Here is an 18,946-nt window from a genome sequence, read left to right as displayed (position 1 = left end):
TTGAATTGGTTGCAGAATTTGCGTGAATTGGTATGACATGGTGTATTATTCTGTGATCCTGCTGTGAAAAAATTCCTAGTCCCAGTTATCTTAAGCTGCTTTATCTCCTCCTCTGTAGCATTGGCAGAACCTAATCCATCGCTGAAAGTTGTTTATCCCCAAACTAACCACCAGACTAGTGCAGAAAAAATCTTTTTTATTGGCACAGCACCACCTAATGGACAAGTTCTCATTAATGGTACGCCAATTACCCGCAGTCAGTCTGGTCATTTTGCGCCAAGTTTCCCATTAAAGTTGGGAGAAAATATCTTTGAAATACGTCACCAAAATCAAGTGCTTCAGATTAAGGTGAATAGAATCAGCACCCAGCCTGAGATACCCCAAGGATTAGCCTTTGCTCAAGGTTCTCTGACACCAGTCGCCGACATTGCCAGACTACCGGGAGAACTAATTTGTTTTAGCGCAATTGCACCCCCTAACGCCAGTGTCTCTGTAAAATTGGCTAATCAAACCGTGGCACTTTTACCTCAACCGCAACAGGCACAACTACCCAGCAATTTGGCAGCGTTGACGGGGCAGAATCAACCCACTACCCAGTCTAGCGTAGGCAAATATGAGGGTTGCACTACATTTCCAGTACCTGCTTCTGATTCCTTCACCCAACTTGATGGTAATAACATCATCTCTGGTACTGTTGTCCCAGATTCACGTCAAAATATCGATCTGGGTAAACCGGAATTTCAACTAAGGCTGAATGGTAAGACGATAACTCAACCAGGAACTGGCAAAATTACTATCCTTTCACCAGCACAGTTACCAGTCGCAGAGGTGACAGTAGAGGCTGGTGTGGCTCGTACTGGTGCTAGTACCGACCATTCTCGACTTACTCCACTACCCCAGGGAACACGGGCAACTGTCACAGGAAAAGAAGGTGAATGGTTGCGTTTAGACTATGGTGCTTGGATTAATAGCAAGGAAACCCGTATTTTACCAGGAGCTATTCCGCCACGCTCAATTATTCGCAGTGTCGGATATCGAAGACTTCCCGGTGCAACAGAGATGGTTTTCCCCCTACAAACTCGTGTACCTGTGAGTGTGCAACAAGGCAATAACTCTTTTACATTGACACTCTACAACACCACTGCCCAAACTGATATCATTCGCCTGGATGATGACCCCCTGATTTCTCGCCTAGATTGGCAGCAGGTAGCCCCAGGACAGATTCAATACACCTTTAACCTCAAAAAAAATCAACAGTGGGGATATAAGCTGAGATATAACGGTACAACCCTGGTTTTAGTTTTGCGTCATCCGCCTGTTATCAAGCAAAATAAGCAAAAACCCCTATCTGGTATCAAGATTCTACTAGATCCAGGGCATGGTGGTAAAGAATCTGGTGCAGTTGGGCCGACTGGATATTTAGAAAAAGATGTAAATTTAGTTGTTTCTAAGTTGCTGCGGGATGAATTAGTCAAACGGGGTGCAATGGTGGTGATGACGAGGGAAACTGATCAAGAAGTTTCTCTGCCAGAGCGTCAAGCAATTATAAATCGAGAAGAGCCTGCGATCGCACTTTCGATTCATTACAACGCCTTACCCGACGCTGGCGATGCGGAAAATACCAAGGGTGTGGGTATGTTTTGGTATCATCCCCAGGCGCATAGTCTTGCTATTTTTATGCAAAACCATCTAGTAGAGAAACTCGGTAGACCTTCCTACGGCGTATTTTGGAATAACTTAGCCTTGACACGCCCAGCAACCGCACCCTCGGTATTATTAGAGTTGGGTTTTATGAGCAATCCCAATGAATTTGAATGGGTGACAAATCCCCAAGAACAGAAAAAGTTAGCCAAAACTTTAGCAGATGGAATAACTGAATGGTTTAGAAGCGTTAAGTAGCATATTTGAGCAACGTGCAACGTAAATAAAAATGTTGATGGTTGAAAGATGAGTGTCGGGAGTTGATTATGCTGAAAAATACTAGAACATATCCAACCGCTATCTTGACGACTCTAGCTTTCATTGGGATTGTAATTAGTACAAATACTCAAGCGATCGCTAAAACTCCATTAACTCAGCCTCAATGTACTGAGGTAAAAATTCAAAAGCATATCCAGCAATTAAATCAGGGCGATCCTGCTGATTTTAATGCCGTGGTAGCCTGTAAGTCTAAAGCCGTTCCATCTCTCATCAAAAGTCTAAATAGCTTAAATGAAAACCTCCGCATCACTATGATTGCTGCACTGGGTGAAATTGGTGCGGAAGCATCACCAGCAGTACCTTTGTTGAATAATTTATTAGATAACAAAAGCAAAGATGTCCGGGTAGTCGCTGCCAATGCTCTCAGAAAAATTGGTAAAGATCCTGTTCCCGCTTTAATTCGCACTTTAGGAAATACATCTCCTACTATACGCGAAGAGGCTGCTGATGCTTTAGGAAGACTTGGTATAGAGGCAAAAGCAGCTGTTCCGGCTCTGATTAATGCACTCCAAGATTCAGATAGTAGTGTTCGCGCTCATGCTGCTGATGCACTGGGAGAAATTGGCACACAAGCAAAAGATGTTGTGCCGGCTTTGATTAATGCACTGAAAGACCCAGATAATAATGTGCGCGTTTATGCGGCTTATGCTCTAGGAGAATTTGGTATGGAAGCAGAAGCAAAAAAAGCTGTTCCGGTGCTGATTAACGCACTCCAAGATCCAAATCGTGATTTTGTCGCTCATGTAGCCTATGCGTTGAGCAGAATTGAAGATTATGTCCGCGCTTTAATTCTGGCTCTACAAAATCCTGACCCTCAAGTACGCGCTCAAGCGGCTGATACTTTAGGGAAGCTTAACCGTTATGCAGAATATGCGTATCGGGCGGATCTGTTTGAAGATGTTTCTCTGGCTCTGAATAACGCAAGCAAAGATCCAGATAGCTATGTTCGCGATCGCGCAGCTTATGCAATTATTAGCCTTGAGGAAAGAGAAGCCACAAGTGTATTCTTAGTAAAAGAAGCAACATCTACTCATGTCAGCAACAACCCACCGATTATGTGTAAAATCCCAATAATCAGGTCTGTACTGAAATGGAAATGCCCCTCAGTAGTACGGTTGAATAGTAATGGCAAATAAATTTACCAATGCTAATTTAAGGGGTAAAGACTTCCGGGGAAAAAATCTCAAGGGAGTCGATTTTAGTCATGCTGATATCCGTGGCGCGAACTTTAGTAATGCTATTCTCGTTTGTGCAAATTTCACCTCTGCTAAGGCTGGATTGCCAATTTTCCAGGTAATTATTTCTGTTTTTTTATCACTAATTGTATCATTATTTGCCGGATTAATTGCTGCTTATGGTGGTGCAATTATTGGGGATTTGTTAAGTGGTAATGCTAACATATCCCCTGGTTTTGGAGTAATAGCAATATTTACTGTAACGTTTTTTTTAATTATTATTCTCTGGCAAGGTTTAGGGTTAATACTAGCAACATTAGCTGAAGTAGTAGCTGCTTGCACGATTATTTTATTAGCATTGTTTCCCGAAAATGAAATAGGAACTTCTTCGGCAGTTGGAGCAATATTAGTGATACTGGCTATAGCTGGCTCAATTGTTGGTGTGATGAATATGGCTTTAGCTGTAGCTGTCGCCAGAGCTATGGTTTTACCGGGAATTGTGAGTTTAACGGGATTAATGGCTTTAGTTGGTGCTGTTGTTGGTGGATTATTGGGAGTGCGATCGCAAGTTTCAGCATACATCATGGCTGGCATAGTTGGTTTAGTGGCGATCGCTATCGGTATTTATGTAGGATGGGAAGCTATAACCGGAAATCAAAAATACTTACTCATTCGCTCTTTAGCCATTAGTATTGTCTCCCAAGGTGGAACTAGCTTTCGTGGTGCAAATTTAACTGATGCGAACTTTACCCAAGCTAACCTCAAAAGTGTAGACTTCCGCCAAGCTACCCTCACCCGCACTTGTTGGTTGCAAACAAAAAATCTAGCTCAAGCGCGTTTAGAAGGTACATATTTAGAAAACACTAAATTACGGCAGTTAGTTATTACCAAAGAAGGGAGCGAAAATAATTTTGATCGCTTAAACCTCAGAGAACTAAATCTAGAAAATGCTAATTTACAAGATGCTAGTTTTATTGGCACAGATTTGAGTGAAGCTAATTTACAAAATGCTAATTTAGCAGGGGCAAAACTTGCTCAAGCACAGCTATATCAAACTATTTTAAATCAAGCTTGTTTAACAGGAGCTTATATTCAAAACTGGGGAATTTCCACTGATACTAACCTTGAAGATATCAAATGTGATTACATCTATATGCAGCTACCAACCAAGGATGATCCTGATCCTTGTCGTAAACCTGATAATCGGCGGGAAATTTTTCAACCAGGGGACTTTGCAGAATTTATCGCCCCAATTATTAAAACACTTAACCTCTACCAAACGCAAAATATTGATCCGCGTCAAGTAGCTAATAAATTCAAAACTCTAGACTTATTTCACTATGAAGGTATTGATCCAACTGCTGCGGCGATCGCTGTGACTCAATTAGCACAAAATCACCCAGAAGCCGGATTAGAAATTGTGGCTTTAGAAGGCAGAGGAAAAGATAAAATTCGCCTGCAAGCTATAGTAGCTAACGATGCCAATCGCTCAGAACTTTATCAAGAATATTTTCAAAAATATAGTGAAATTCAGTCTTTGTCTTATAGTGATTTACAAGCCTTACTTTTAGGAATTAAAGAAAAAGAGGAAAGGATTCAAAGTTTAGAAAAACTGCTGGAAAATGCCATACATCAGCCCAAGTTTTATGTGGAAACATATCAAAATCAAGGAGAAATTTTCATGTCACAAAGTAAAGGAAATGTCAATATCAGTGGTTCTCAAGGTAATATTAGTGGGATTTCTGCCGTGGGTGAAAACTCTGCAATGACAGGTGTTGCTATTGGTGCAATTAGTGGCAGTGTTACCAATACTATTAATGAATTACCCCCATCTTCTGAACCAGATAAACCAGGAATTAAAGAACTACTGACTGAATTACAAACGGCTATTGAAGCTGACAAAAATCTAGGTGATGAAGACAAAGCAGAAGCCTTAGAACAGATTAAAGCAATTGCAGAAGCAGGTCAAAAGCCAGAAGATGGAGCAATGCAGAAAGCAGCAAAAACAGCTTTGAAATTTTTGAAAGGTACAATTGCTGACTTGCCTACAACAGCAAATTTAGTTGAATCCTGTACTAAATTGTTGCCTTTAATTACTAAATTCTTCGGATTACCATAATTATTTAAAATTATTAAGCAGAGGAAATAAAGTGAAATTCATACCGCTACTAATAGGATTAATAGCTTTAAATTCTCTGGCAAATTCCAGCGTAACTTGGGCGCAAGATAAAACTCTGAATCTGGCTGATTCCTCTGTAATTTCCCACAGAGGACACAAACCTTTATCTGGACTCAAAATTGTACTGAATGCTGGACATGGTGGTACAGAATTGGGTGCAGCTGGGGCTACTGGTTTGTTAGCAAAAGACTTGAATTTGCAAGTAACTAAGTTATTGCAGGATGAGTTAGTGAGGCGGGGTGCAACTGTAGTGATGATTAGGGAAGACGATCGAGACATATCCCTTGCAGAACGTCAGAAAATTATAGATCAAGAATCACCTGCGATCGCTCTTACATTTCACTATCGATCCCTCCCAGATGATGGTGATGCGGAAAATACCAGAGGTGTAAGTAGCTATTGGTATCATCCCCAAGCCCATAGCCTAGCTGTCTTACTACACAACCGCTTAGTTAATGATTTGGGTAGGCCTTCTTATGGTTTGTATTGGCAGAATTTAGCACTCACACGTCCCTATACTGCACCATCAGTGTTATTAGAGTTAGGTTTTATAAGCAACCCTGACGATTTTGAACAGGCGATAAATCCCCAGGAACAGAAGAAGTTAGTCAAAACTCTAGCAGAGGGTATTACTGAATGGTTTAGAAGCCTGTAATAGTTCCGACTGAAATGACACTACCGCAATGACACTGTTAAAACTAATATAGCTAATCCGTCTACTTTAGCTCAACGTCACTTATCTTTTTACAGATGGATAAAATTAGAATTCTATTTCTGTCATCTGATCCTAGCGATGCTGGTCGTTTGCGTTTAGGTCAAGAATTACGAGAGATACGTGAGAAACTACAACTCTCGAAGCAAAGAGATATGTTCCAACTGGAGTCTCGCGAAGCCGTGCGTCCAAGAGATATAACTCAAGCAATTTTTGATGTCAAGCCGCAAATTGTTCACTTTTCAGGGCATGGAATGAGTACAGGTGAACTATGCTTTGAAAATATCACAGGAACTGTTCAACCTGTTGCTCCTTCAGCACTTAGCAGTCTGTTCGAGCTAGTATCAACACACGTTCAATGTGTAGTTTTGAATGCTTGTCACTCAGAGAGCCAAGCAAAAGCTATTGCCGATCATATTCCCTGCGTTATCGGCATGAATCAAGCTATTGGAGATAGTGCTGCAATTGCATTCTCTGTTGGTTTTTATAGAGCCTTAGGAGATGGTCGTTCTTTTGAAGACTCTTATATGTTTGGTCGTACAGAAATTCAGTTAGAAGGTATTTCTGAAGATTTAACTCCAGTTGTCTATGCAAAGAAAGTAGAGGATAGCAAAGATAGTTATGTTGTATCTTCTGCAACTAAAGACAGCTTTATTTATACGCCTATTACTATAAAGCAAGACCGGAGTTTGTTTCTTGAATTATTGAAAGATTTCCCTCCTACGGGAAGAGGTGCAAGATTTTTACAAGAACAGGACTTAGGAAGCCCTATTCACAGCAAAGATTTAGAACATATTGATCATTTTCTTAATAGTTGGGCAGATGTAATGCACGAGTTTTTAAATACTGAACTGGAGAAAAAGAGACAAAACCTTATGATTATTCTCAGCGATTTTCGATGGGAATTAAGTATGAACATTTGGCCAGTTGGAAGTGGTGATTTTTTCTCTATGTGTCTTAATGACTTTGAAGTTCGAGAAGATCGTTTTGAGGCAAGAGATAGACTTCATAAGATGGTTAGGGAAGCTTTTGATTTGTACGAAGATTTGCTGCGCTGTTGCAGAATAATGCTTGGTGCTGTTGATGATGAATAATACTAGCATTTTTAATATTTTTATTTAGCACCGTTATATGGTAGTGCGTTAGGCTAAAACCATAACACACCTTAGTGGCGTGATACTTAACTCCTGGATGTATCTAAGTTTTTTCGTACAATATTTCTCAAGTTCCAAACTCAGTAAATTGACGTACATAAGGTTCGTGAAACGCCAAAATAATATCTTGCTTAGGTACTCCCATTTCTACCAATCGATTGGCAATTCCTTCTTCAGTACCATCATGCTGAATCCAAATTTTCCCATCTTTAATATCAAGATGTAAAATACAGCCAAAATCGCGTTTATTTCCCCGCCAGCCGACATAAAGTAATTGATAGTGGTCTTGTTGTTCGTCGAAAATTGTCTGTACTTCATATTCTTCGGCGTTTCGTTGCCTTGCGGCTCGTTTTTGCCGTTCGGAAAGAAGATGTCGAATATATTGCCGATATTGTTCTACAGCCATTGACGAATCACCTCTTCTTGTACATCGTAAATCATCAATCGCAATTGATATTTGACAACTGCTGAGGCAATAAATCTCCGTTGAAAAAAACTTTCATAAACTGGGACGCGCACCGCTAAATAAAGTAGACGTTCGGGTTCAATCTTATCTAACGCATCCCGATAGTTTAAAAACTGTCCCAAGGCAGTATGAAATTCTGAAACATTTGATGGACTAATAAAACTTTTAATCTCTACTGCAATTTTTTTGCCTTCTTGCTCTGCGGCTAACAGTTGCTCTGCTGCTAAATCAATCTCAAAATCTACATCATCCACATTAATTTCATAAGGATCAGCCGTAATCTTCCAGCCTTCTTTTTCTAAAGCATTTCTGACGATATTATGAAATCTATCTTTTGCCATAGTATTTCACTATCCTCAAGATTAGGCTGGTTAAAGGTAGGTAATACACAATATTTACTAGTCGCCAGTCCCCTGACTTAGTTTAATGACGCTGCCAACCATGCAAAATCGGCATTGTAAACAAACCCCAAGCCAAACCTGTAATTAATCCAAAGGGTGTAACTAAATAATTATTAAAATCCCATAGACCAAAAATTTGCGCTGCTAATTCCACAGGATACGCCATCATTAACACGCTAGCTAACGCCGCACCATTCCAGCCGTACTGACTGAGCCAATAAAATCCTTTACCACCAGTCACAGCATATAGCAGGCGGGTAATTAGTAACCCTGTAACAGTACCATAACAGCGCATACACACAGCCATAATAAATGGGGGTGCTAAATCTAAGCCCATCTCTGGTTGCGGACATACATGATTACCCATGAAATAAATGATGTCCGCAATACCCCCAAGCAACCAGACTCCAGACGCAGCTAGAAAAGGAGCGATGGGAGGGCCAAAAACCATCCCCGCTAGCATGAAGTCAGCAATGAAGCTAACCCAGTTAATCTGCAACTCTTTTGTTAAAGCTACTCTGACCATTTCCTTTCTGTGCGTCTTGTATAGTCTTGAGTGCTGAGTGAGTAAAAAGTATTCAGCACTTATGTAATAGCTACAAGCACCACCTATGAGTCGGTGGTCTTTTAACTCAGCACTCACTACTGGGAACTCAGCACTCTTAATTAACCTACCTTAGAAATGTAGGGACTTGTCAACTTATCTAACTGTTGAATTAACAGACTCAGGAATAATCCTACATCTGTAACTACACCCACTGATTCAACTGAACCGCGATCGCTCAATTTTGTCACCACAGCCGGGTTAATATCTACACAGACCATTTTCACGCCGGCGGGTGTCATATTCCCTACCCCAATGGAATGTAGCATTGATGACAGCATTAAAATCATCTCCGCACCTTCCAATTGTTTGGCGTATTCCTCCTGTGCTTTGATTAAGTCCATTTGGGTATCAGGTAAGGGGCCGTCATCCCGAATTGAACCAGCAAGGACGAAAGGTATTTGATTACGGACGCACTCATACATCACGCCGCTATGAATTATCCCCGCCTCTACAGCCTTGGCAATGCTGCCATAACGACGAATGATATTAATGACCTTGAGGTGATGGCGGTGTCCACCACGAACGGCGACACCCCGCTTCATATCCATACCCAGGGATGTACCCATCATATTTTGCTCCATGTCGTGGACTGCGATCGCATTTCCACCCAGCAGAGCCTGTACATATCCTTCCCGAATTAGCTGTGATAGATGTTCACCGCCGCCTGTGTGAATGACCACAGGGCCAGCCGTGACAACTACTTTACCCCCAGCATCACGAATTTTTCGCAATTCCCAAGCGACTTGTTCCACCACCAATTCCACCCGCCGTTCACTGGAAACTCCAGACGACATAAAGCTGAATTCTTGGGCGTTGCGTTGTTCCCGTGATTCGGTTTTGCGGATGGTGCGGATACCTTGCACGTCAACTACTACCTGTTCACCTACTTCGAGGTCACGGAGTATTTTACACCGTGCTAGTAGACCATTGGGACTTTGAGTAATTGCGATCGCGCCGTCCATGCGCTGATTTTCTACCTTCACCCACTGCCCATTAATCCTAACTTCGGTAGGATAAATTGTACTTACGTAGAAATCATCAGGTGCGACACCATCCTGAATCACAGGCGCAAGCTTGACATCTCGCTCATCTTGTGGTAGGTCTACTGCACCTAAATCAATCAACAGGGAGATGATTTCCTCCATTACCTCGTGAGAAGGTGCGGACACCTTCACCTCAGCTGCGGAGGTACTTTGCCGTTGTTCTCCCAAGTTGAAGTTCAGAACCTGGAAACTACCGCCAGTATCGACAATCAAATCCAAAGCGCGGTTAATTAAGCCAGAGTCAAGCAAATGACCCTCTAAACGAATAATCCGACTTTCGACTGATACGTTAGCGTGAACTTCAGCCTGTACAGGTTCTGTAACGCGCAAGGTAAGACATTTCGCTGCACCACCTGCTTTGAGAAATTCCTTGAGTGGTGTTTCTAAAACTCGGAAATCAACAGATGCGAGGCGAGACTTTAACCCCTCGCTAGCTTTGTTCATAATCACGATGCTGTCTACATTCACCGCATTACAAGCAAAGTTAACAGCATCCGCTTCAGCTATGGCGATGCGCTTTTCTGCTGCAACGCGCATTTCAATTAAGCGGTTGGAGTAGGAATCAAACGCGCCGGGATAATATAGCAAATAGCCATTTGCTAAGGGACAAAAACAAGTATCTAAATGATAAAAACGCTCATCGATTAACCGCAGGGATAACACATCAATATCCAGCCATTTAGCTAGATATGGATGAGAATCTAATTCGGAGCGGAAACCGTAACCCGCCCATAACCAACGCCCTTCTCTATCTAAAAGTGCATCACCTGCACCTTCAAAAGGTAAGTCTTTAGGTAATTCATAAACGGTGTAACCATTACCTTCAAACCACTGTTTAAAATATGGTTCTTCTCCTTGACGCTCTTTGTGTAAAAAGCGACTGAGAACGACGTTCTTACCCAACACTAAACCAGCATTGGCAGTAAAAACCATATCTGGCCAACCTTTTTCGGGTGTTACCAAATCGACAATTGCGTGTTCTTTGAGAATTTGGTGTAGCCCTTGCCACTGTTCAACGGCGCGATCGCGTGATGATTTGTGAATATTTCCTTCCATCCAAGGATTAATCACATAGTCCACATCGTAGTGGTCAGGAGCGCACATCAAAAAACGAATCCGGGAAGTCATAAAAATATTACAAATGATACAGGCTTAATTCGGACACAAGTGTTTCTTTTTCAGTTATGTATAATCCTTGACTTTGCATCTATCTTTAGATAGTTGCAGGATTTACAAAAGTTTTGCTCTGATTCCATTATTGGAAGAGTCACAGTAATGGTAACAAACCTATAGGCTACTGAAAGGTAAGGACTTAGTAGTATACCTCTGAGGCTGCAATCTCATGTTATTTTAGGCTCATTTAGTTTTAATAATTTAAATTAAAAATGACTGAGTTAAGCGTCTCTGTAGAGGATAATCCTGATCCCCAAGATATTCGGGCTGTAATTAGCAAAATTCTGGAATATAACAACAATAGTCAACACAATGAAGACATTGCTTATCCCCTCAGCGTTTTCATTCGGGATGCTCAAGGTGAAATTGTTGGCGGTCTAATTGGGAAAACACACTGGGGATGGTTGTTTGTTTCTCACTTGTGGGTAGCTGAAACCCTAAGAGGTCAAGGCTATGGACAGCAACTTTTACTGAAGGCTGAAGTAGTAGCTAAACAACGGAGTTGTAGTCATGTTTACTTAGATACATTTAGCTTTCAAGCCTTGGGTTTTTATGAACGTTTGGGCTATCAAATTTTTGGTGTCCTGAAAGATTATCCCCCAGGACATCAGCGATATTTTTTACAAAAACAAATTTAAAAGTTAAGGACTGGGTAGAAGAAATTATGCACAAGCTTGTGATTTTGCCTGGATGATGCCTTTTAAGATACGTTTTAGAGGAGATTTCTTGATTAACTTCATGGCTTGTTTAGCATCTAACCAGCGTCGATATCTTGTACTAGCTTCTGGATAATTACTACTAACTATGTCAACTGGCAATAAATACATCTTCACGCAGTAAATTTTGCCTCGTTTGCGATATTTATAAGTACCTAATTTATTATCATCTACCTGCCCAATTACGCCTGCTTCTTCCCAGGCTTCTTTAGCAGCTGAAGCAGGCGGAGTCATACCGTTGACGATACCACCTTTGGGCATGACCCAACGCTGGCGATCGCGCGTTGTCACTAGTAAGACTTCCACCCTACCATTTCTGACTCGATAGGGGATTACACCCGACTGTTTCAGCACTTTGTTCACTTTTCGGCTCATAGGAATTATCTCCCTGTGTTGCTGTTTTTGTATACTATTTTGACTCCAGAATACGGAGAGTGAATATCGGATGAATTTTAGTGAAGATATGTTTCACTTTATTCAATACCACAAACTGATGTGAATTTTCTGAATAAAAGTACGCAAAAATTTAGCCTACATCAAAAATTTAAAATACTCTGAGGTATATCACTGAAAAAGCAAAATAAATAACCGCTAGGTTTAGACCTATGCCAGACAAAGAATTACTGGAGATTATAGTGATTAAAGCCTTGAATTTAGGATAATTTAACAGAAAGTTTCGCTGGTCAGGGACTGATCAAACTACTACTCAAAGACAGATAGTAACTAGCGATCGCCCATAAAAAAGTAATAAAAATAACTTTTACCCAATCTCTACCCAGGCTTTTGATCTAAACGAGTTGCTTGCTCTAACGCTGCTTTTTCTCTGGCTCTATGGGCGTAAGCTTGTAGTTGAGCGCGATCGCAACCTGTAAGAATACTCAAATTTTCTAGACTGACCCCACGCATTAACATTTCTACGCGCCAGGTATGTTGCGCTTGGGCGATTTCTGGTGGTTTTCCTGGGGGAGTTAACAATTGTTGAGTCCATGTTTGCCAATATTCCAACACCTTAGATTTCTCAATGGGTTGACCTGTTGCATCCAGAAACATCGCAGCCTGAGTATCTTTACGACTTTTCAGCCATTTAATTAACGGATTGTTGGTATAAGAACCATAGCGTTTTCCTAAAATCCACTGATTGACAGGTACTTGTCGAACATACCCAGGGGTGGTAATTTGCAGTAAGTGACTTTGAGGATCATAAATTTGGTGATTGCGCTGCAAATCGACTATTTCTTGGGGGGATAAACCAGTCGCAAATAATAAATAAGCGATCGCAAAATCTTGTACTCCCGACCTTTTGGCTTGTCTGAGAATTTCGTGAACTAACACAGCAGGTAAATCAGCTATTTCCTGGGTCTTGTAGGGTGTTAGTAAGCTGCTTGTAACTGATGACATAGCACCACGCAGAAATAACTCTACTAAATTCTCTAGAAAATCATCCCGACTTTCCCACAGTTCATGAAATTCGCTGGTAAATTCAATCACTGCATATCCCAGAATCATGCCATTAAGCAAGCTAGCTAATTTTTCTGCTGGGAGATAGGTGTTTAAGTCCCCCTGTTGAATTACAGTAACTAAGTATTCGGCAACATAGCGGTTAGCCTCTGTTAATCCTCTTCCCAAAGCACGACGATTTTCAGCCGGAAATTGATCAGCTTCTCCTACCACAGACCGCACTAATTCCGGCATTCTTTCCAAAGCCTGCAAAGTGTCACTTGCATAATCTTTCAAGGCTTGGTAAACATCACCTGGAGGAGTAGCACGGCTAATTAGGGATTCACCTAAATTTGTAAAAGCTGCCGATTCTTCTAGTACAGCTAACAATAATCCATGTTTATTCCCAAAATTACGGAATAAGGTGACTTCGTTAACTGCTGCTTTTTCCGCAATTTGGCGCGTTGTCGTAGCACTAACCCCTTGAGCCGTAAACAACTCTAGAGCTGCCTGAATCAAACGTTGACGTGTAGACAAAGATTGAGATTTCATAAAGAAAATGCAAGTGGTGCTTGCATTAAAACCAGAGATTTGTTAGCATACCAAATGTAAGTGATACTTGCTCTAGTCTACTGTAACGAATGAGTGCCAAGCGGGTAAATAAATCCCTCTTTGGCTATGAATGCACCAGATCCAAGAGCAAATTGCTACCGAAACAGTTAATAGGAATTTTTATGACCGCAAAAAATCTGGCATTCGCCTCTGAGGGAAAAGATTCACTGCGTCTCAGGTGGATAAATGTGGCATTTTTTGGCACAATTCATGCCTTAGCGTTTTTAGCCCCTTGGTTTTTCTCTTGGTCAGCACTTGGGTTGCTGTTGTTTCTGCACTGGTTATTTGGCAGCATTGGCATATGTTTGGGATATCACAGATTACTCAGCCATAAGAGTTTTCAAGTACCCAAATGGTTAGAATATGCGATCGCCATCATCGGTGCTTTGGCTCTCCAAGGAGGCCCAATTTTTTGGATTGGAGGACATCGCCAGCACCACGCCCACACCGAAGATATCAGCTTAGATCCATACTCTGCCAAGCGGGGCTTTTGGTGGAGTCATATGTTGTGGATCTTATATCCCCGCTCCGAGTTTTTTGATTATGAAATCTATAAAAAATACGCCCCTGATTTAGCAAGACAACCTTTCTATCGCTGGTTAGATCGCTATTTTCTCCTCTTGCAAATTCCTATGGGATTATTGCTGTACGCTTTGGGCGGATGGCCTTTTGTCATCTACGGTATGTTTCTCAGAGCCGTATTACTTTGGCACTCCACCTGGTTCGTCAACTCTGCAACCCATATGTGGGGTTATCGCACCTTTGACGCTGATGATAATGCGCGTAATCTCTGGTGGGTTTCTATCGTTACCTACGGCGAAGGCTGGCACAACAACCATCACACTTACCCCCACGTAGCTAAAGCCGGTTTCAAATGGTGGGAGATTGATGTTACTTGGTGGAGCATTAAACTTTTACAAACTTTAGGTTTAGCGAAGAAAGTCATCTTACCCCCATCGTTAAGCAAAACTCAAGGTTAACTTCAGCCTGAGTGTGCGACCAATGCTTGCGTTACGTAGGGGTGTAGGGGTGTAGGGGTGTAAGGGTGTAGGGGTTACTAAAAAACCTACACTTGTGAGCTACCCCCTACACTAGGATTAAACTAGACCAACCGTTTTCATTGCCTCAACCACTTGTGGATGCAATGTGCAGTACCAGACATCTTTTTTATGCCATTTAACAATAAAAGCTGTAGGAAATGGAGAGCCGTCAGAGTGTTGAGGCAAAGACCAATTTAGGTATTCTGCAAGCATCTCACCTAATCTTGCGTATTGAAGATTAACTGCACCAAAATGCTCATAACCAGCAGCTTTAGCTAATTCGGGAGTAGTGCTGGTCTGATTATGTTTATGATAATGCGCCTTAAGCATAGCTCGATGTCCTTCAGTTAATTTGTCTGCAATAGCACTGAAAGCTTTTGCATATTTCTCAGCAGAAGGAAGAGGTAAGTCAGTTTCACACTCAGGAGTATCGATAACTGTCTCAAAGTCATCTAATGCAGCTGAAATTAGTTCACTACAGAAGGCACTTTTTGAACGACCTATAATTTCAGCCAGCTTTTCTAGGCGCAAGTTGTCTGTTTTTGTTAGCGTTATGGAAAATCTTACTGACTCTTCTTGACGCTGCAAAACCTTATGTGCTAATTTTTGAACCTTATTCATAACCAAATATAGAATCAATATTTGAATCAAATTTAGCATCATTAATGTCAGATCGTCAATTAAGGTAATTTTCTATGAATAAAATGCAAGCTATAGAATAAAGGTGAACTACCCAAAGTAGAACTTGTTTCTCATGAACTACAAAGATATCATCACAATTGAACCTGGAAAACGTAGTGGTAAACCTTGCATTCGAGGAATGCGAATTACGGTGTATGACATTTTGGAATATTTAGCTGGTGGGATGACAGAGACAGAAATTTTAGAAGACTTTTCTGAACTTACATCTGAAGATATCAAAGCTTGTTTGGCTTTTGCTGCTGACCGAGAGAGAAAATTATTTGTAGCATCCCAGTGAAACTACTTTTAGACGAAAATATTTCTGACAGAATTATTCCTCAAATTGCGGATATTTATCCGAATTCAACACACGTAAAATTACTCGAACTTACCCAAAGTGATGATTTGCTGATTTGGGAATATGCCAAAGCTCATGATTTTGTGATTGTTTCCAAGGATTCTGATTTTCATCAGCGTAGTCTTGTCTACGGTCATCCGCCAAAATTTATCTATCTCCGTGTCGGTAACTGCTCCACTGCCAAAATTGTGCAAATCTTACGGGAAAATTACACCACAATTAGCATTTTTGGCAATGCAGAGCAAGAAAGTATTCTAGTATTAACATGATGCGCTAATAGGCAACTGAAGTACAAACTATTGGGGAAGGAAATATTACACCGTTGGCATTTTCAGCTATTCAAGTATCAGCTACAAGAGTTTTGGCGTGAATTTGAACAAATGCTAGCGATCTCCTACGGTGGGCGAAACGCCAACGCCTACGGTGGGAGGAACGCGATCGCCACAACATAAACAGGCATTTTTTTTGCTTAAATAAACGTAAATCTAGTTTGGTAATGCTTTGAAATATACTGGTGAAGTCAAATAGCTTCATTTACTTAATCAACAGCCGAAACCAGTATGAATGAGCATATACATCGACTGATTGAAAGTATTCATCAAGAGTTACTACCTGAGTTGCAAGTCGAAAGCGTCAATCCCCACGATCCCGTAGAAGTTCGCTATCTTCCCCATCCTTGGCAATTGATTGGTAGAGGTAACTATGCGGTGGTGGTTTGTCACCCTGAATACCAAGAGTTGGTAGTCAAGATTTACGCACCTGGAAGACCAGGATTTGCAGAAGAGGTGGAAGTATATCGTCGTCTCGGTTCTCACCCAGCATTTTCGGAATGTCTATATGCAAAAGATGGCTGTTTAATCCTGAAGCGATTATATGGGGTGACTCTATACGACTGCATCCCACGGGGTTTGCGTATCCCTAAACAGGTGATAAAAGATATAGATAAGGCTTTAGATTATGCGCGTCAGCGTGGACTTTACCCCCATGATGTTCACGGTCGCAATGTGATGATGTATGAAGGTAGAGGTTTAGTAGTAGATATTTCTGACTTTCTTGATCAGGAGAAGTGTTCTAAATGGGATAATCTCAAGAGAGCTTATTACTGGTTATATCGTCCCATCCTTTCACCACTACGGCTGAAGATTCCTTACTTTATACTGGATGGTGTCCGCAAAACTTATCGCTTCTTTACTTTATTAAAGAATAGAAAACAGAAATCAGTTCCCCTACTTCCCTAAATACTTGCAGTTAAACAGTTTTTAGTGGCAAAAATTATGACTGTTGCCAAACCCTCATTGCTAACACTGGATGAGTTTCTCAATCTTCCAGAAACAAAGCCTGCTAGTGAATATATTGACGGTGAAATTATTCAAAAGCCAATGCCTAAAACTCGGCACTCACGACTTCAAGCTAAGTTGATTACAGGAGTGAATGAAGTCGCGGAAGCAAGCCAGATTGCTTATGCTTTCCCGGAATTGCGTTGTACTTTTGGAGGTCGTTCAATTGTTCCTGATGTGGCTATTCTGCGTTGGGAACACATTAATTTTGATGACAATGGAGAACCTGTAGATGATGTGTTGGTTGCTCCCGATTGGACTATTGAAATTCTTTCACCAGACCAAAGTTCTAACAGGGTGACTGGCAACATCTTGCATTGTCTGAAATATGGTTGTCAACTAGGATGGCTAATTGAACCAAGCGATCGCTCAATTCTCGTCTTTCAGCCACAACAACAACCAGAACTACTGCGTGGTACAGACGATTTATTGGTCTTACCTGAAATTGAACTGAAATTAACAGTGGCGGAAGTCTTCGCTTGGCTAAAGATGGGAAGTTATGAGTGCTGAGTGCTGAGTGCTGAGTTATGAGTGGTGAGTGGTGAGTGATGAGTGAGAATACCGAGTCATGACTCATTGCTCAGAGGGTGTTTGAAAAGTCCCCTTTTATGTCATGCTGACGAAGGAAGCATCCCAGTATAACGGTGAAAACGCGGATTCTTTCCTACGGAACGCTTCGCGAACCTTCCGCAAAGCTCCACTCAGAATGACAAAGGATACCTGACAAAACTTTTCAAACAGCCTCTCAGGACTCAATACTAAATTGAGTCAGCAAAATGTTAATTTGGGAAACTGTGACCTAAATCTCAGGGAATTTTAACCAATGCCATACTTGAGTGATGCGAGTGCAATTCATGCCATAGTTGCTGACTATACTCAAGCTACTACTCTATGGATAGATACCGAAGTAGCAGAATATAAAAGCCGTAATCCTAGACTATCGCTGATTCAAGTCTTAGATGATCCTCACGATATGAGTGGCGATCGCGTTTACCTTTTAGATGTCCTCAATCAACCTGATGTAGTAGCTGAATTTATTGAGCTAATTATGCTCAACCCAGTTATAGAAAAAGTGTTTCACAATGCTAGTTATGATTTAAAATTTCTTGGCAATAAACAAGCTAAAAATATCACTTGCACTTTGGAATTAGCCAAAAAAATTCCTTACTATATTTTACCATTACCTAATTACCAATTAAAAACATTAGCTACAAATTTATGTAATTTTAACTATATCGATAAACAAGCACAAAGTAGCAATTGGGGAATCAGACCCCTCAGTGAAGAACAAATTGAATATGCTTATTTGGACTGTATTTATCTTGCTCAAATACATCAACGTTTGTTAGAATTGCAATTAGCAAGTAATCCAGAGCCAATCTCAGAAGATTTAACAGTTCTTGGTACACAGTTAAGCCAAATTGAAGAACAATGGAAGCTGTTAAACTCTGAATATGAGCATCTAAAAGACCGACTAAAAACAGCTATGCAAGCTCAAAATGTAGCCGAAACTGCTTTTTGTAAACTAACCAGTTATGAGCGTAAAGTTGTGAAAGTGCAGTTTACAGAACTTGCTAGATTAGTACAAAATCAAGAAATTAGTTTAGATTTTCCGGTTACTCTCACTCAGAAGCTGCAAAAAGATTTAGGGGAGAATCTAGAACAGTTATCTGTAGATATCGAAATAAGTAACTCTGTACGGCTGACTCCTAAAAAGACAGAAGATGATGAAGATGATACTTAAATCAGTGAACAGTGAACAGTGAACAGTTATCAAGGCGTATGGTGGGGGACTTAAACCCAACGATAAACACATCACTCTTGACTGATAACTGATAACTGATAACTGATAACTGATAACTGATAACTGTTAAA

The 18,946-nt window shown here is 40.9% G+C and carries 20 protein-coding genes; 13 read left to right on the top strand and 7 right to left on the bottom strand.

Annotation, left to right across the window (positions count from 1 at the left end; all coding sequences use genetic code 11):
- Positions 1 to 63: 63 nt before the first annotated feature.
- From L6494_RS12085 to L6494_RS12065, 5 genes are all read left to right on the top strand, one after another.
- A complete protein-coding gene (locus L6494_RS12085) occupies positions 64 to 1,899 on the top strand; it encodes an N-acetylmuramoyl-L-alanine amidase (RefSeq protein WP_237995155.1) in 1,836 nt (611 codons plus the stop codon).
- A 68-nt stretch (positions 1,900 to 1,967) separates the two neighbouring features.
- Positions 1,968 to 3,116, top strand: coding sequence for a HEAT repeat domain-containing protein (locus L6494_RS12080; protein WP_237995153.1), 1,149 nt, complete (start codon positions 1,968 to 1,970; stop codon positions 3,114 to 3,116).
- The gene (locus L6494_RS12075; protein ID WP_237995144.1) at positions 3,106 to 5,274 is read left to right on the top strand and encodes a pentapeptide repeat-containing protein; all 2,169 of its coding nucleotides are present in this window, start codon (positions 3,106 to 3,108) and stop codon (positions 5,272 to 5,274) included. The genes L6494_RS12080 and L6494_RS12075 overlap by 11 nt, the downstream gene beginning before the upstream one ends.
- 31 nt (positions 5,275 to 5,305) lie before the next feature.
- Positions 5,306 to 5,989, top strand: coding sequence for an N-acetylmuramoyl-L-alanine amidase family protein (locus tag L6494_RS12070; RefSeq protein WP_330911080.1), 684 nt, complete (start codon positions 5,306 to 5,308; stop codon positions 5,987 to 5,989).
- Between the two features lie 95 nt (positions 5,990 to 6,084).
- The gene (locus L6494_RS12065) at positions 6,085 to 7,140 is read left to right on the top strand and encodes a CHAT domain-containing protein (RefSeq protein ID WP_237995134.1); all 1,056 of its coding nucleotides are present in this window, start codon (positions 6,085 to 6,087) and stop codon (positions 7,138 to 7,140) included.
- A gap of 127 nt (positions 7,141 to 7,267) precedes the next feature.
- On the opposite strand, the gene L6494_RS12060 is transcribed toward L6494_RS12065, so the two are convergent.
- The 4 genes from L6494_RS12060 to argZ form a co-directional block, all read right to left on the bottom strand.
- Entirely contained in the window at positions 7,268 to 7,606 is a 339-nt protein-coding gene (locus tag L6494_RS12060) for a XisI protein (RefSeq protein ID WP_190709695.1), read from the bottom strand.
- Positions 7,597 to 8,007, bottom strand: coding sequence for a XisH family protein (locus tag L6494_RS12055; RefSeq protein WP_237995125.1), 411 nt, complete (start codon positions 8,005 to 8,007; stop codon positions 7,597 to 7,599). The genes L6494_RS12060 and L6494_RS12055 overlap by 10 nt, the downstream gene beginning before the upstream one ends.
- A gap of 82 nt (positions 8,008 to 8,089) precedes the next feature.
- Positions 8,090 to 8,593: a DUF2085 domain-containing protein gene (locus L6494_RS12050; RefSeq protein ID WP_237995983.1), complete on the bottom strand. Its 504-nt coding sequence runs from the start codon at positions 8,591 to 8,593 to the stop codon at positions 8,090 to 8,092.
- Between the two features lie 140 nt (positions 8,594 to 8,733).
- On the bottom strand, positions 8,734 to 10,845 hold the full coding sequence (gene argZ, locus L6494_RS12045) for a bifunctional arginine dihydrolase/ornithine cyclodeaminase (RefSeq protein ID WP_237995123.1): 2,112 nt from the start codon (positions 10,843 to 10,845) through the stop codon (positions 8,734 to 8,736).
- Positions 10,846 to 11,102: 257 nt separating this feature from the next.
- Here argZ and L6494_RS12040 point away from each other — a divergent pair, with 257 nt between their 5' ends.
- The gene (locus L6494_RS12040) at positions 11,103 to 11,528 is read left to right on the top strand and encodes a GNAT family N-acetyltransferase (RefSeq protein WP_237995121.1); all 426 of its coding nucleotides are present in this window, start codon (positions 11,103 to 11,105) and stop codon (positions 11,526 to 11,528) included.
- A 24-nt stretch (positions 11,529 to 11,552) separates the two neighbouring features.
- Here L6494_RS12040 and L6494_RS12035 read toward each other — a convergent pair whose 3' ends face one another.
- Complete coding sequence (locus L6494_RS12035) at positions 11,553 to 11,981, bottom strand: NUDIX hydrolase (protein WP_237995119.1); 429 nt, start codon at positions 11,979 to 11,981, stop codon at positions 11,553 to 11,555.
- A gap of 396 nt (positions 11,982 to 12,377) precedes the next feature.
- Positions 12,378 to 13,595 (bottom strand): TetR family transcriptional regulator, encoded by a 1,218-nt coding sequence (locus L6494_RS12030; RefSeq protein WP_237995117.1) that lies wholly within the window; start codon positions 13,593 to 13,595, stop codon positions 12,378 to 12,380.
- 182 nt (positions 13,596 to 13,777) lie between these two features.
- On the opposite strand from L6494_RS12030, the gene L6494_RS12025 reads away from it, so the two are divergent.
- Positions 13,778 to 14,635, top strand: a complete 858-nt coding sequence (locus L6494_RS12025; RefSeq protein ID WP_237995115.1) for an acyl-CoA desaturase — start codon at positions 13,778 to 13,780, stop codon at positions 14,633 to 14,635.
- 117 nt (positions 14,636 to 14,752) lie between these two features.
- Here the strand turns inward: L6494_RS12025 and L6494_RS12020 are convergent, their stop codons facing one another.
- Positions 14,753 to 15,316, bottom strand: coding sequence for a hypothetical protein (locus L6494_RS12020; protein WP_237995114.1), 564 nt, complete (start codon positions 15,314 to 15,316; stop codon positions 14,753 to 14,755).
- Between the two features lie 133 nt (positions 15,317 to 15,449).
- Here L6494_RS12020 and L6494_RS12015 point away from each other — a divergent pair, with 133 nt between their 5' ends.
- The 6 genes from L6494_RS12015 (at position 15,450) to L6494_RS11990 (ending at position 18,815) form a co-directional block, all read left to right on the top strand.
- Complete coding sequence (locus L6494_RS12015; RefSeq protein ID WP_237995112.1) at positions 15,450 to 15,674, top strand: DUF433 domain-containing protein; 225 nt, start codon at positions 15,450 to 15,452, stop codon at positions 15,672 to 15,674.
- Positions 15,671 to 16,003: a DUF5615 family PIN-like protein gene (locus tag L6494_RS12010; protein ID WP_237995110.1), complete on the top strand. Its 333-nt coding sequence runs from the start codon at positions 15,671 to 15,673 to the stop codon at positions 16,001 to 16,003. Before L6494_RS12015 ends, L6494_RS12010 begins: the two co-directional genes overlap by 4 nt.
- Before the next feature lie 30 nt (positions 16,004 to 16,033).
- A complete protein-coding gene (locus tag L6494_RS12005) occupies positions 16,034 to 16,186 on the top strand; it encodes a hypothetical protein (RefSeq protein WP_237995107.1) in 153 nt (50 codons plus the stop codon).
- A gap of 108 nt (positions 16,187 to 16,294) precedes the next feature.
- A complete protein-coding gene (locus tag L6494_RS12000) occupies positions 16,295 to 16,972 on the top strand; it encodes a serine/threonine protein kinase (RefSeq protein WP_237995105.1) in 678 nt (225 codons plus the stop codon).
- A gap of 36 nt (positions 16,973 to 17,008) precedes the next feature.
- Positions 17,009 to 17,581 carry a Uma2 family endonuclease gene (locus L6494_RS11995; protein ID WP_237995104.1) on the top strand — a complete coding sequence of 191 codons (573 nt, stop codon included), beginning with the start codon at positions 17,009 to 17,011 and terminating at the stop codon, positions 17,579 to 17,581.
- Between the two features lie 313 nt (positions 17,582 to 17,894).
- Positions 17,895 to 18,815: a ribonuclease D gene (locus tag L6494_RS11990; RefSeq protein ID WP_237995102.1), complete on the top strand. Its 921-nt coding sequence runs from the start codon at positions 17,895 to 17,897 to the stop codon at positions 18,813 to 18,815.
- Positions 18,816 to 18,946 lie beyond the last annotated feature (131 nt).

It is taken from the genome of Nostoc sp. UHCC 0870, assembly GCF_022063185.1.
In the GTDB taxonomy this organism is placed as follows: Bacteria; Cyanobacteriota; Cyanobacteriia; order Cyanobacteriales; family Nostocaceae; genus Trichormus.
Note: the sequence above shows the minus strand (reverse complement) of the source record. Positions and strands in the feature narration are given on the sequence as shown.

Bases quoted from the DNA above. Each gene is read 5' to 3' on its own strand.
- L6494_RS12050 (WP_237995983.1), bottom strand. From the start codon at position 8,593: ATGGTCAGAGTAGCTTTAACAAAAGAGTTGCAGATTAACTGGGTTAGC.
- argZ (WP_237995123.1), bottom strand. From the start codon at position 10,845: ATGACTTCCCGGATTCGTTTTTTGATGTGCGCTCCTGACCACTACGAT.
- L6494_RS12060 (WP_190709695.1), bottom strand. From the start codon at position 7,606: ATGGCTGTAGAACAATATCGGCAATATATTCGACATCTTCTTTCCGAA.
- L6494_RS12015 (WP_237995112.1), top strand. From the start codon at position 15,450: ATGAACTACAAAGATATCATCACAATTGAACCTGGAAAACGTAGTGGT.
- L6494_RS12055 (WP_237995125.1), bottom strand. From the start codon at position 8,007: ATGGCAAAAGATAGATTTCATAATATCGTCAGAAATGCTTTAGAAAAA.
- L6494_RS11990 (WP_237995102.1), top strand. From the start codon at position 17,895: ATGCCATACTTGAGTGATGCGAGTGCAATTCATGCCATAGTTGCTGAC.
- L6494_RS12020 (WP_237995114.1), bottom strand. From the start codon at position 15,316: ATGAATAAGGTTCAAAAATTAGCACATAAGGTTTTGCAGCGTCAAGAA.
- L6494_RS12065 (WP_237995134.1), top strand. From the start codon at position 6,085: ATGGATAAAATTAGAATTCTATTTCTGTCATCTGATCCTAGCGATGCT.
- L6494_RS12080 (WP_237995153.1), top strand. From the start codon at position 1,968: ATGCTGAAAAATACTAGAACATATCCAACCGCTATCTTGACGACTCTA.
- L6494_RS12030 (WP_237995117.1), bottom strand. From the start codon at position 13,595: ATGAAATCTCAATCTTTGTCTACACGTCAACGTTTGATTCAGGCAGCT.
- L6494_RS11995 (WP_237995104.1), top strand. From the start codon at position 17,009: ATGACTGTTGCCAAACCCTCATTGCTAACACTGGATGAGTTTCTCAAT.
- L6494_RS12035 (WP_237995119.1), bottom strand. From the start codon at position 11,981: ATGAGCCGAAAAGTGAACAAAGTGCTGAAACAGTCGGGTGTAATCCCC.
- L6494_RS12025 (WP_237995115.1), top strand. From the start codon at position 13,778: ATGACCGCAAAAAATCTGGCATTCGCCTCTGAGGGAAAAGATTCACTG.
- L6494_RS12040 (WP_237995121.1), top strand. From the start codon at position 11,103: ATGACTGAGTTAAGCGTCTCTGTAGAGGATAATCCTGATCCCCAAGAT.
- L6494_RS12000 (WP_237995105.1), top strand. From the start codon at position 16,295: ATGAATGAGCATATACATCGACTGATTGAAAGTATTCATCAAGAGTTA.
- L6494_RS12075 (WP_237995144.1), top strand. From the start codon at position 3,106: ATGGCAAATAAATTTACCAATGCTAATTTAAGGGGTAAAGACTTCCGG.